We start from the raw sequence: 14584 nt of genomic DNA on the forward strand, positions 1-14584 counted from the left end.
TCCCCGTCGAACCCGACGTATAGATCACATACGCCGGATACTGCGGCAACACCCGCACCCCAGGCCCGGAGTCGCACTGCATCGCCAGCGCCTCGGCCAGAGCCGAGTCGTCGAGAACGACCGTGGCGTCGGCGTCGGCGAGCAGCCGGCGGTTGCGTTCGGCGGGGTAGTCGGCATCCACGGGTACGTACGTCGCGCCCGCCTTCAACACGCCCAGCACCGCGGCCACCTGCCCGGCGCCTGCAGGCACCGACACCGCCACCACGTCCTCCGGACCGACCCCACGCTCGATCAACCACCACGCGACGCGATTCGCCCGGGTATCGAGCTCGGCATACGTCCAGCTGGTGTGCCCGTCCACCACGGCGACCGCGCCGGCGTCAGCCCGCACCCGTTCCTCGAACAGGGCCGGCCAGGTCTGCTGCAGCCCGGCATCCCCACCGACACCCCAGTCGTCGAGCAGGCGCTCCCGCTCGTCCTCGGTGAGAACCGGCAGGGCACTGATCGGCCGGCCCGGTGCGGCTGCGGCACCTGCCAACAGCCGCACCCAGCGCGCCGCGAAGGCCTCCACCGTCCCTCGCTCGTACAGATCCTTGGCGAACTCCACAACACCTTGAACACCGGCCGGATCGCCCGCGTTGCCGAAGGACTCCGACAAGCTCAGGGTCAGATCGAACTGCGAGCCTCCGGCGCCCGGGTCCTGGTACTGCGCACGAAGCCCGGGCAGCTCGAAGTGGACGTCGGCGTTGTTCTGCAGCGCGAGCATGATCTGGACGAGGGGGTGGTGGGCGGCCGTCCGGCGGGGGTTGAGCTTCTCGACGAGGTACTCGAAGGGCACGTCCTGGTGGGTGAAGGCGGCGAGGCTCGTCTCGCGGACCTGCTCCAGCAGCTCGGCGAACGTGGGATCGCCGGAGGTGTCCGTCCGCAGCACGAGGGTGTTGACGAAGAAGCCGACCAGGTCGTCCAGCCCCTCGTCCGTACGCCCGGCGATCGGCGAACCGACGGCGATGTCGGTGCCTGCGCCCAGCCGGGTCAGCAGCGCAGCCAGGCCCGCGTGCAGCACCATGAAGAGGGTGGTGCCGCTCGTACGCGCCAGCTCTCTCAACGCCGCGTGCGCCCGCGCGTCGAGCGAGAAGGAGAGAGTGTCGCTGTCGTACGAGGCGACCGGCGGTCGCGGCCGGTCGGCCGGTAGCGTCACCTGCTCGGGGAGAACGGCGAGGTGGTCGGTCCAGTAGCGGGCCTGACGGGCGAAGACGCTGTCGGGATCGCTGTCGTCGCCCAGCAGTTCGTGCTGCCAGAGGGTGTAGTCCGCGTACTGCACGGGCAGCGGCGCCCACTGCGGCACTTCACCCGCCACACGTGCCGCGTAGGCAACGGCCAGATCGCGTGCCAGCGGCCCGGAGGACCAGCCGTCGCCCGCGATGTGGTGCAGGGCGAGCACCAGCACCCATACCTCCGTCCCCTTGCCCACGGACAGCAGGCGGGCGCGGAACGGAATCTCCCGGTCGAGAGCGAAACCGTGCCGGACGATCTCATGGGTCCGGGTGCGGACGGCCTCCCCCTCGGCGACCTGCTCGACGGGCAGCCGCAGCCGTGCCTCCTGCGGGGTGAGGACGTGCTGCCGGGGCCGGCCGTCGGTGTCGGGGAAGACCGTCCGCAACGACTCGTGGCGGGCGATCACGTCGTTGAGGGCGGCCTCCAGCGCCGCCACGTCCAACTGTCCGGCCAGCCGAAGAGCGAGCGGCATGTTGTACGTCGACGACGGCCCCTCGAACTTGTACAGGAACCACAGCCGCTGCTGCGCGAACGACAACGGCAGGTGGGCCGGACGTGGACGCGGCGACAGGGCGGTACGAGGAGCGACGGCACTCCGCAGCTGTCGTACCAGCCGGGCCACGGTGGGGGCGTCGAAGAGGGTGCGCAGGGGCACTTCGGCGCCGAGGGTGGTGCGGATCCTGTTGACGAGCTTGGTGGCGAGGAGGGAGTGTCCGCCGAGGTCGAAGAAGTCGTCGTCGATGCCCACCTCCGCCAGGCCCAGTACCTCCGCGAACAGCCCGCACAGGATCTCCTCCTGCGGCGTGCGCGGCGCCCGCCGCGTACCCGAGCCGTAGTCCGGCGCGGGCAGCCCGGCACGGTCCACCTTGCCGCTGGTGGTGAGGGGCAAGGCGTCGAGGGCGACGATCGCCGACGGCACGAGGTGGGCCGGGAGCACCTCCTTGAGCGTGTGCCGCAGGTCGGTGACCAGGTCGCCGGTACTGCGGGCGCGGGCGGGGTCGCTGACGAGCACCGACAACGGCCGGTCGGTGACGGGCACGTACGTCCCTGTGAACGCCTGGGCCTCGTCGGAGTACGGGACGAGCACCGCGTCGTACCGGTCCACCTCCTCGGGGTTCCAGGTGAGGAGCGCCCGGCACCCCTGCTGCGCGGCCCAGCGGTGAACCGCCTCCGGGTCCGGCCCTGCGTCCCCGGGCACCTCTGCCAGCACCTCACGGATGCGCTGCACCGGCGCACTGCCGGCCACCGCCCGCGCGGCGGCGACCTCGCCGGTGAGGCGGGGGTTGGGGATGCCGGTGATGCGGACGGGACGGGGGGCGGTGGCGGTGGTGTCGTCCAGGGTGGTGATGTCCTGGCCCCAGGTGAGGGTGGGGAGGGCAGATACGTCGGTTGCGGTTGCGGTTTTGTGGAGGGTGACTTCGTAGCGGTGGCGCGTGAGTTCGTTGTGAGCGGTGCCGCGCTTGAGGCGGACGTCGACCGCGAGGTTCCGGGCGGCGGCCCAGGTGGTGAAGAAGCCGGGGTCGAGGAGGAGTTCCTTCTCGGTGACCACTGCTTGTTCGACCGCGGCACGCAGGTGGCTGGTATCCGGCGCGTGGGCGGCGTGGATGGCGGTGTGGAAGGCACGGACCGAGCCACGGTGGCGGACGTCGCCGATCAGGATCCGGCCACCGTCGGCGAGGAGCTGCCATGCCTGATCGAGGACACGCTGCAGGTAGTGGTGGTCGGGGAAGTACTGGACGACCGAGTTGACCACGATCGTGTCGAAGAAACCCGCCGGCAGATCAGTGAAGTCGTCGGCAGGACGACACAACAGCCGCACATGATCCCAGCCGGCCCCGGCGACCTGTGCGCTCAGCCGGTCGATGACAGCCGGGGAGAAGTCGGTGGCCCAGTAGGACTCGGTCTCAGCTGCTACGTGCCCCAGCAGCAGGCCCGAACCCACACCGATCTCCAGCACCCGCCGCGGCTGCCGCTCACGGATACGGGCCACGGCAGCATCGCGCCATTCCCGCATGTCAGGCAGCGGTATCGGTTCACCGGTGTAGGAGCTGTTCCAGCCGGCGAAATCCTCGCCCAGCACCTCCGAACCCGGCCGGGCATACACCGACTCATAGATCTCCTGCCATTCGTCGACCTGCTCTCCGGCGGACGCGCTGTCGCCGCCGTCGTCCGAGCCGGACGGCACGATGTAGGCGACGAGGCGGGTGTCGTGTTCCTGGTGCCGGCGCGCCACGACCACGGCCTGGGCCACGCCCGGTTGGGCGCGCAGGACGGCTTCCACCTCACCGGGCTCGATACGGAAGCCCCGGATCTTCACCTGGTCGTCGGTCCGGCCCAGAAACTCCAGCTGACCGTCGCCCGCCCACCGCACCAGGTCACCGGTCCGGTACATCCGCTCACCCGGCGCATAAGGACAGGCCACGAACCTCTCGGCAGTCAGATCGGCACGACCACCGTAGCCACGGGCCAGAGCAGGCCCGGACGCATACAACTCACCTGGCACGCCTGGCGGAACCAGCCCCAGCCGCTCATCGAGCACCAGCAGCCGCACTCCGGGAACGGGGCCACCCACCGGCGCGCGCTCTCCCGCCAACGGGCGACTCATCGCCACCGCCACCGTGGCCTCCGTCGGACCGTACGCATTCACCATGCGACGCCCCTGCGACCAGGCGGCGACCACCTCCGGCGGGCATGCTTCCGCACCGACAATCAGCGTTTCCAGCCGCGACAACCGCTCCGACGCACCGGCAGGCAGCGACATCAGCACCGACGGCGGCAAGAAGGCATGCGTAACCCCACTACCGGACAGAAGGGACTCCAACTCCTCCCCCGCCAGCTGTCCACGATCCGTCGCCACCACCAACGCCGCACCCGACGACAACGCCAGCAACATCTCCAACACCGACGCATCGAAACTCAACGACGCAGCCCGCAACACCCGCGCACCCGGCCGAACCGCCGACCGCTCCCGCAACCCTGCAGCCAATCCCGCCAATCCCTCGTGCGAGACCACCACACCCTTCGGCGTCCCCGTCGAACCCGACGTATAGATCACATACGCCGGACACTGCGGCAACACCCGCACCCCAGGCCCGGAGTCGCACTGCCTCTCCAACGCCTCGGCCAAGGAAGATGCGTCAAGAACAACCCGGGCACCCGCATCATCCAGCACCTGCCGAATGCGTTCCGCCGGATACTCCACATCCACCGGCAAGTACGCCGCCCCCGCCTTCAGCACGCCCAGCACCGCCGCCACCTGCCCCGCACCCGCAGGCACCGACACCGCCACCACATCCTCCGGACCAACCCCACGCTCAATCAACCACCACGCAATGCGATTCGCCCGGGCATCGAGCTCGCCATACGTCCAGCTGATATCCCCGTCCACCACGGCGACCGCGCCGGCGTCAGCCCGCACCCGCTCCTCGAACAGGGCAGGCCAGGTCTGCTGCAGCCCGGCATCACCACCGAGACCCCAGTCGTCGAGCAGGCGCTCCCACTCGTCCTCGGTGAGAACCGGCAGGGCACTGATCGCCCGCCCCGGCTCCGCCGCGGCTTCCCCCAACAGCCGCACCCACCGCGCCGCGAAGGCCTCCACCGTCCTCCGCTCGTACAGGTCGGTGGCGAACTCCACGAAGCCCGTGACGCCGGCCGGGCGGCCGGCCTCGTCGAAGGTCTCGGAAACGCTTACCGTGAGATCGAACTTCGAGGTGCCGGTGCCGAGGGGTTCGGTGCGGACCTGCAGGTCCGGCAGGTCGAAGCGGCCCTCTTCGTTGTTCTGCAGCACCAGCGCCACCTGGAACAGCGGATGCCGCCCCGCCGACCGCTGCGGATTGAGACGCTCCACCAGGTACTCGAACGGCACCTCCTGATGCGCAAAAGCCGCCAGACTCGACTCCCGCACCCGTTCCAACAGCTCACCGAACGACGGGTTCCCCGCCGTGTCCGTCCGCAGCACCACCGTGTTCACGAAGAATCCGACGAGATCGTCGAGGGCCTCGTCCGTGCGTCCCGCCACTCCGCTGCCGACCGCGATGTCGGTGCCCACGCCCAGCCGGGTCAACAGCGCAGCCAGCCCCGCGTGCAGCACCATGAACAGCGTCGTGCCCGAAGAGCGCGCCAGCTGCCGCAGGGCGTCGTGTGTCTGCGGATCGAGGTCGACGCGGATCGCGTCGCCGGCGTACGAGGCCATGGCGGGCCGGGGCCGGTCGGCCGGGACGGTCACTTCGTCCGGCAGGTCGGCCAGCCGTTCCTCCCAGTACCGGAACTGCTGCCCGAACAGACTCCCCGGATCCGACTCCTCCCCCAACACCTCACGCTGCCACAGCGTGTAATCCGCATACTGCACCGGCAACGCCGACCACTCCGGCTCGACGCCCCCCGCCCGCCGCGCCCCGTACGCCGCCACCACATCCCGCGCCAGCGGCCCCATGGACCAACCGTCACCGGCGATGTGGTGAATGACCAGCACCAGCACCGACTCCTGCGGGCCCAGCACGAGCAGCCGTGCCCGTACCGGCATCTCGTGCTCCAGGCGGAAGCCGAGGCGTGCGGTCTCCTCCACCGCCTGCCGGACCCGGGGTTCGGCGATCGGCTCGACCGGCAGGTCGAGCCGTGCCTGCTGCGGGGCGAGGACGTGTTGGTAGGGGTGACCGTCCCGTTCGGGGAACAGGGTGCGCAGGGGCTCATGGCGGGCGATCACGTCGTTGAGGGCGGCCTCCAGCGCCGCCACGTCCAGCTGCCCGGTGAGCCGAAGAGCGAGCGGCATGTTGTACGTCGACGACGGCCCCTCGAACTTGTGCAGGAACCACAGCCGCTGCTGCGCGTACGACAGCGGCAGCCGCTCCGGCCGCGGCTGCGGGGTGAGCGCGGCGCGTACGTCGCCGGTGGCGAGGTGGCGGGCGAGCCGGGCGACGGAGGGTGCGTCGAAGAGGGTGCGCAGGGGCACTTCGGCGCCCAGGGCGCGGCGGATGCGGCTGACGAGCCGGGTGGCCAGCAGGGAGTGTCCGCCCAGGTCGAAGAAGTCGTCGTCGATGCCCACCTCCGCCAGGCCCAGCACCTCGGCGAAGAGTGCGCACAGGATCTCCTCCTGCGGCGTGCGCGGCGCCCGCCGCGCACCCGGGCCGTAGTCCGGCGCGGGCAGCGCGGCGCGATCCACCTTGCCGTTCGGGCTCAGCGGGAAGGCGTCCAGCGCCACGATCGCCGAGGGCACCATGTACCCGGGCAGCCGCTCGCGCAGCGCCTCGCGCACCGCCGCCTCCACGAACCGGCCTCCGTCCTTCGGTACGACGTACGCGACCAGACGCCTGTCGTCGTCCTGATGGTCGCGGGCGACGACGAGGGCCTGGAGGACTCCCGGTGTGCGGCGCAGTTCGGCCTCGATCTCGCCGGGTTCGACGCGGAAGCCGCGCACCTTGACCTGGTCGTCGGCCCGGCCGAGGTACTCCAGCTGCCCGTCGGCGTTCCAGCGGACGACGTCCCCGGTGCGGTACATGCGCTCGCCCGGCGCGGTGGCGTACGGGTCGGCGACGAACCGTTCGGAGGTGAGCCCGGGGCGTCCGAGGTAGCCGCGGGCCAGGGCGGGGCCGGCCACGTACAGCTCGCCGGGCACGCCCGGTGGGACGAGCCGCAGCCGGTCGTCGAGGACGTGGACGCGGGTGCCGGTCACCGGGCGGCCGATGGGGGCGCCGGCTCCGGTGAGCGGTCCGCTGGTGGTGGCGTAGACCGTGGTCTCGGTGGGCCCGTAGGCGTTGACCATCCGGCGGCCGGGCGCCCAGCGCCGGACGAGTTCGGTCGGGCAGGCCTCGCCCGCGACCACGACGCAGGCGAGGTCGGGCAGGGCGTCCTCGGTGCCGGGCGGCAGGGTCTGCAGGACGGAGGGCGGGATGAACAGGTGGCTGATGCGCTGGTCGGCGAGGATGCGGGCGAGTTCGTCCCCCGCGAGGCGGTCGGTGCCGGGCATGACGAGGGTCGCGCCGGCGGTGAAGCCCATCAGCAGTTCCATCACCGACACGTCGAAGCTGGGCGAGGTGAACTGCAGGATCCGGCTGCCGGGTGTGATGGCGAAGCGGTCCAGGGTGGCGGCGAGTGCGGGCAGGCCGGCGTGGGTGACGGTGACGCCCTTGGGGTGCCCGGTGGAGCCGGAGGTGTAGATGACGTACGCCGGGTGCCCGTCGCCGATCAGGCCGGCGCCGAGCGCGTCGGCGTCGAGCGGGTTGGCGCCGAGCGCGTCGGAGTCGAGCGCGTCGGAGTCCGGTTGGTCGCGCAGTTCGGCGGCGACGGCCGGGGCGTCGAGGAGGACGACCTCGGTGGGCAGGCCGGCCGGGAGGCGCTCGGCGATCCCGCGGGTGGTGAGGAGCACGGCCGGTGCGGCGTCGGCGAGCATGGTGGCGATGCGCTCGGCCGGATAGTCCGGGTCGACGGGCAGGTGGGCCGCTCCGGCCTTGAGGATGCCGAGGACGGCCGTGACGTGGAGGGCGGTTCGGGGCGCGGCGAGGGCCACGATCCCTTCGCTGCCCAGGTGGTGGCGCAGCAGCCAGTGGGCGATCCGGTTGGACCGGGCGTCGAGTTCGGCGTAGGTGAGGGAGCCGGCGGCGTCGGTCACCGCGGTGGCGTCGGGGGTGGCACGGACCTGCCGTTCGATCAGTGCCGGGAGGGGCAGGGGTGCGGCGGGGTCGTTGTTGGTGCCCCAGTGGGTGAGCAGGAGTTCGTGCTCCGCGGTGGTGAGCACGGGCAGCGCGCCGACGGGTTCGTCCGGTGCGGCTGCCGCCGCGTCGAGGAGGCGCGCCCACCGCGCGGCCAGGGCCTCGACGGTGGCGGGTGCGTACAGGTCGGTGGCGTAGTCGATGGTGCCGGTGAGCCCGGCGGGATTGCCGTCGGCGTCGAAGGTCTCGGCCAGGTTGACGGTCAGGTCGAACTGGGAGCCGCCGGGGCCGGGGTGTTCGAGGCGGGTGTGGAGTCCTGGGAGTCCGAAGCGGACGTCGGCGTTGTTCTGCAGGGCGAGCATGATCTGGACGAGGGGGTGGTGGGCGGTCGTGCGGCGCGGGTTGAGCTTCTCGACGAGGTACTCGAACGGCACGTCCTGGTGGGTGAAGGCCGCCAGGCTGGTCTCCCGCACTTGCTCCAGCAGGTCGGTGAAGCTCGGGTCGCCGGAGGTGTCCGTCCGCAGCACGAGGGTGTTGACGAAGAAGCCGACGAGATCGTCGAGCTGCTCGTCCGTACGCCCGGCGATCGGTGAGCCCACGGCGATGTCGGTGCCCGCGCCCAGCCGGGTCAGCAAGGCGGCCAGGCCGGCGTGCAGCACCATGAAGAGGGTGGTGTCACTGGTCCGCGCCAGTTCCCGCAGTGCCGCGTGCGTCCGTGCGTCCCAGGCGAACCGGAACTCTGCCCCCCGGTAGGAGGCGACGGGCGGCCTCGGGTGGTCGGCCGGGACGGTCACCAGCTCGGGCAGACCGGCGAGGTGGTCGGTCCAGTAGCGGGCCTGACGGACGAAGACGCTGTCGGGATCGCTGTCGTGGCCCAGCAGTTCGTGCTGCCAGAGGGTGTAGTCCGCGTACTGCACGGGCAGCGGAGCCCACTGCGGCGCACCGCCCCGCGTGCGGGCCGCGTACGCGCTCGCGAGGTCGTCGGCCAGCGGTCCCATCGACCAGCCATCGCCCGCGATGTGGTGCAGGACGAGGACGAGCACGGCGACGCCGGGAGCGGTGGCGAGCAGCCGGGCGTGGACCGGCATCTCCCGGTCGAGCGCGAAGTGATGGCGGGCGACCTCGTCCATGCGGGCTGCGAGCTCCTGCTCCGCGACGTCCTCGACAGGCAGCCGCAGCCGCGCCTCCTGCGGGGTGAGGACGTGCTGCCGAGGCAGGCCGTCGGTGTCGGGGAAGACCGTCCGCAACGGCTCGTGCCGCGCGATCACGTCGTTGAGCGCGGCTTCCAACGCCGCCACGTCCAACTGCCCGGTGAGCCGAAGAGCGAGCGGCATGTTGTACGTCGACGACGGCCCCTCGAACTTGTACAGGAACCACAACCGCTGCTGCGCGAACGACAACGGCAGGACGCCCGGGCGCGGACGAGGAGCAAGGGCGGTACGGGCCGTGTCCGACCGGCCGCCTACGTGCCGGGCCAGGCCGGCCACCGTCGGTACGTCGAACAGCGTCCGCAGGGCGATGTCCGCACCCAGCACGCTGCGGATGCGGCTGACCAGCCGGGTGGCCAGCAGGGAGTGCCCGCCCAGGTCGAAGAAGTCGTCGTCGATCCCCACCTCCGCCAGGCCCAGGACATCGGCGAACAGCGCGCACAGGATCTCCTCCTGCGGCGTGCGCGGCGCCCGCCGCGTACCCGAGCCGTAGTCCGGCGCGGGCAGCGCGGCCCGGTCCACCTTGCCGCTCGGGGTGAGCGGGAAGGCGTCCAGCAGCACGATCGCCGACGGCACCATGTACCCGGGCAGCCGCTCGCGCAGCGCCTCGCGCACCGCCGCCTCCGAGAACCGGCCTCCGTCCTCCGGTACGACGTACGCGATCAGGCGGTTGTCGCCGTCCTGGTGCTCGTGGGCGGTGACCAGGGTCTGGACGACGCCGGGCGCGCGGCGCAGTTCGGCCTCGATCTCGCCCGGTTCGATGCGGAAGCCGCGCACCTTGACCTGGTCGTCGGCGCGACCGAGGTACTCCAGCCGGCCGTGGGCGTTCCAGCGGACGAGGTCGCCGGTACGGTACATGCGCTCGCCCGGGGCATGGGGGCACGCGAGGAACCGTTCGGCGGTCAGGTCGGGGCGGCCGAGGTAGCCGCGGGCCAGGCCGGGTCCGGCCACGTACAGCTCGCCGGGCACGCCCGGCGGCAGCAGGTCGAGCCGGTCGTCCAGGACGTACGCGGACAGGCCGGGCAGCGGGCGCCCGATGGGCACCGGCGCCGTGTCGTGGCCGGTGAGGACGTGCATCGCGGCGCCGACGGTGGATTCCGTCGGCCCGTAGGCATTGATCATCCGGCGGCCGGGGGCCCAGCGCGCGGCCAGGTCGGGCGGGCAGGCCTCACCCGCCACCGCGAGGGTGCGCAGGCCGGGCAGGACGCCGGTCCCGTCCCCGTCGGCGGCATGGCCCGCGGCCCGGTCGGCGAGCTCCAGGGTGGCCAGGACGGAGGGCGGCAGCGTCGCGTTCGTCACCCGCTGCCGGCGGATCACCTCGGCGAGTTCGGGGCCGGCCGGACCGGTGCGGTCGGGCAGCACGAGGGTGGCGCCGCTTGAGAAGGTGGTGACGAGTTCGGAGACCATCGCGTCGAAGCTGGACGGGGAGAACTGCAGCACGCGGTCCCCCGTTCCCAGCCCGAACGCCTGCCGCTTGGCGGCGGCCAGCCCTGCAATGCCCAGGTGGGTGACCTCGACGCCTTTCGGCCGGCCGGTGGAACCGGAGGTGTAGATGACGTACGCGGCCTGCGCCGGGTCGACGGCGACGCCGGGCTCGGTGGCGGGGAACCTGCCGAGGTCCTCCTGCGCCCAGGCGTCGTCGAGCACGACGGAGGGGGCGCAGTCGCCGAGCATGTGCGCCCGGCGCTCGGCGGGGTAGTCGGGGTCGACCGGTACGTAGGCGGCACCGGTCTTGAGCACACCGAGGAGGGCGGCCACCAGCGCGGGTCCGCGCCGCATCAGCAGGGCCACACGGTGCCCGGGGCCGACGCCCTGCCGGAGGAGGCAGTGGGCGATGCGGTTCGACCAGCGGTCCAGGCCGGCGTACGGGATCTCGCGGTCGCCGGCGACGAGCGCGACCGCGTCCGGGGTGCTGCGGGCGGCCCGGTCGAACAACTGCGGCAGGGTGAGGGGCGGCGGCGCCCCCGTCCCTCCGGCGCCCGACCACTCCAGCAGCCGGGCGCGCTCGGCGCCGGAGAGGATGTCCAGCGCGCCGACGGGCCGCCCCGGCTGCTGCGCCGCGGCGGCGAGCAGCCGGCCGAAGCGCTCACCGAACGCCGCGACGGTGGCCGGTTCGTACAGGTCGGTGGCGTACTCGACGAACCCGCTCACCCCCGCCGGGCTGCCGTCCTCGTCGAAGGTCTCGCCGATGTTGACGAGCAGGTCGAACTGCAGACCGCTCTGACCGGGGTTCTCCAGCCGCGCCCGCAACCCGGGTAGGTCGAAACGGACGTCGTCGGTGTTCTGAAGAGTGAGCATGACTTGGACGAGGGGGTGGTGGGCGGTGGTGCGCTGCGGGTTGAGCTTCTCCACGAGGTACTCGAAGGGCACGTCCTGGTGGGTGAAGGCGGCGAGGCTCGTCTCCCTGACCTGCTGCAGAAGGTCGGTGAAGGTGGGGTCACCGGAGGTGTCGGTGCGCAGGAGGAGGGTGTTGACGAAGAAGCCGACGAGATCGTCGAGCTGCTCGTCCGTACGCCCGGCGATCGGTGAGCCGACGGCGATGTCGGTGCCCGCGCCCAGCCGGGTGAGGAGGGTGGCCAGGCCGGCGTGCAGCACCATGAAGAGGGTGGTGTCGGTGGCTCGGGCGAGTTCCTTGAGGGCGGCGTGGGTGCGGGCGTCGAGGGCGAAGGGCAGCATGGCGCTGTCGTACGAGGCGACGGGCGGCCGCGGCCTGTCGGCGGGGACGGTCACCAGCTCGGGAAGAGCAGCGAGATGCTCGGTCCAGTAGCGGGCCTGGCGGGCGAAGAGGCTGTCGGGATCGCTGTCATCACCGAGCAGTTCGTGCTGCCAGAGGGTGTAGTCCGCGTACTGCACGGGCAGTGGCGCCCACTGCGGCGCCCGGCCCTGGAGCCGGGCCGTGTACGCCGTGGCGAGGTCCTCCGCCAGCGGGGTCATCGACCAGCCGTCACTGGCGATGTGGTGGACGACGAGCACCAGCACCCACGCGGCCGGTCCGGCGCCGAGCAGCGTGGCCCGTACGGGCAGGTCCCGGTCGAGCGCGAAGGTGTGGTGGGCCAGCTCGCGGATGCGCGCGTCCAGGCGAGCGCCGGACGCCCCGACGTCCTCGACCGGCAGGGGCAGATGTGCCTCGTCGGGCGGCAGGACGAGCTGGTGCGGCCGGCCGTCGATGTCCGGGTACAGGGTGCGCAGCGGCTCGTGCCGGGCCACGACGTCGTGGAGGGCGGCGGCGAGGGCGGCGGTGTCGAGATCGCCGCTCAGCCGAAGGGCGAGCGGGATGTTGTACATCGCCGACGGACCTTCGAGCTGGTGCAGGAACCACAGCCGCTGCTGCGCGAACGACAACGGCAGGACGGCGGGTCGCGGACGCGCCACGGGCGCCGTACGGGCCGCCCCGCCGGTGCGCAGCTCCTGGGCCAGACGCGCCACGGTGGGGGCGTCGAAGAGGGTGCGCAGAGGCACCTCGGCGCCGAGGGCGGAACGGATCCTGTTGACGAGCTTGGTGGCGAGGAGGGAGTGCCCACCGAGGTCGAAGAAGTCGTCGTCGATCCCCACCACGGGCACGCCCAGCACGCCCGCGAAGAGGGTGCAGAGGATCTCCTCCTGCGGGGTACGCGGTGCGCGTCGCGGCCCCGAGGGCGCGACGACGTGGGCCGGGTCGGGCAGGGCCGACTTGTCGACCTTGCCGCTGGGGGCGAGGGGCAGCGCGTCGAGGGCGACGACCGCCGACGGCACGAGGTGGGCGGGGAGCCGGGCGGAGAGCGCAGCCCGCAGGGAGGTCACCAGCTCGCCCGCGGAACGGGCGCGGGCGGGAGCGTTGGCGTAGGCCGCGAGCGGCCGCTCGGTGGGCGGCGGGGCGTAGGTGCCGGTGAGGGTGGCGGAGGCATCGCCGGGCAGGAGGACCAGGTCGACGGCGTCCAGCCGCTGCGGGTTCCACGTGACGACTGCCCGCAGGCCCCGCTCCTCGGCCCGGCGCACCAGTGCCTCGGGATCGACGGCGCCCTGCCGGCCGTCCTCCGCCAGACGGTGCTGCACGGTGGATACGGGCAGGCCGGCTGCGAGCGCCCCGGCGGCGGCGACTTCGCCGGTGAGGCGGGGGTTGGGGATGCCGGTGATGCGGACGGGGCCGGGGGTGGTGGCGGTGGCGGTGGCGTCGTCCAGGGTGGTGATGTCCTGACCCCAGGTGAGGGTGGGGAGGGCAGATACGTCTGTGGCTTGTTGGGTTTTGTGGAGGGTGACTTCGTAGCGGTGGCGGGTGAGTTCGTTGTGAGCGGTGCCGCGCTTGAGACGGACGTCGATGGGGAGGTTCCGGGCGGCGGCCCAGGTGGTGAAGAAGCCGGGGTCGAGGAGGAGTTCCTTCTCGGTGACCACTGCTTGTTCGACCGCGGCGCGCAGGTGGCTGGTGTCGGGGGCGTGGGGGGCGTGGATGGCGGTGTGGAATGCGCGGACCGAGCCACGGTGGCGGACGTCGCCGATCAGGATCCGGCCACCGTCGGCGAGGAGCTGCCATGCCTGATCGAGGACACGCTGCAGGTAGTGGTGGTCGGGGAAGTACTGGACGACCGAGTTGACCACGATCGTGTCGAAGAAACCCTGCGGCAGATCAGTGAAGTCGTCGGCAGGACGACACAACAGCTGTACGTGGTTCCAGCCGGCTGCGGTGATCTGTGCGCTCAGCCGGTCGATGACGGCCGGGGAGAAGTCGGTGGCCCAGTAGGACTCGGTCTCAGCTGCTACGTGCCCCAGCAACAGGCCCGAACCCACACCGATCTCCAGCACCCGCCGCGGCTGCCGCTCACGGATACGGGCCACGGCAGCATCACGCCACTCCCGCATCTCGCTCAGCGGTATCGGCTCACCGGTGTAGGAGCTGTTCCAGCCGGCGAAATCCTCGCCCAGCACCTCCGAACCCGGCCGGGCATACACCGACTCGTAGATCTCCTGCCACTCCCCCACCTGCTCGGCAACCGGTTCGGCGGTGGGGACGATGTAGGCGACGAGGCGGGTGTCATGGTCCTGGTGCCGGCGCGCCACGACCACGGCCTGGGCCACGCCAGGTTGGGTGCGCAGGACGGCTTCCACCTCACCGGGCTCGATACGGAAGCCCCGGATCTTCACCTGGTCGTCGGTCCGGCCCAGAAACTCCAGCTGCCCGTCGGCCGCCCAGCGCACGAGGTCGCCGGTCCGGTACATCCGCTCACCCGAGGCGTAGGGGCACGCCACGAACCTCTCGGCAGTCAAGCCCACGCGACCGCCGTAGCCCCGGGCGAGGCCGGGCCCGGCAACGTACAACTCGCCGGGTACGCCCGGTGGGACGAGACCGAGGCACTCGTCGAGGACGAGAAGCCGCACGCCGGGGACGGGACCGCCCACGGGTGCTCGCGTGCCGGACAGCGGGCGGCTCATCGCCACCGCCACCGTGGCCTCCGTCGGACCGTAGGCGTTGACCATGCGACGGCC

General features: G+C 72.0%; 1 protein-coding gene. It reads right to left on the reverse strand.

Annotated elements, in window-relative coordinates; genetic code table 11:
- Positions 1-14584, reverse strand: a 14584-nt coding sequence (locus AB0K17_RS30270; RefSeq protein WP_365984953.1) for an amino acid adenylation domain-containing protein, incomplete at both ends; no start/stop codon positions are given.

The organism is Streptomyces sp. NPDC049585, assembly GCF_040675615.1.
GTDB classification, from domain to species: domain Bacteria; phylum Actinomycetota; class Actinomycetes; order Streptomycetales; family Streptomycetaceae; genus Streptomyces; species Streptomyces luteosporeus.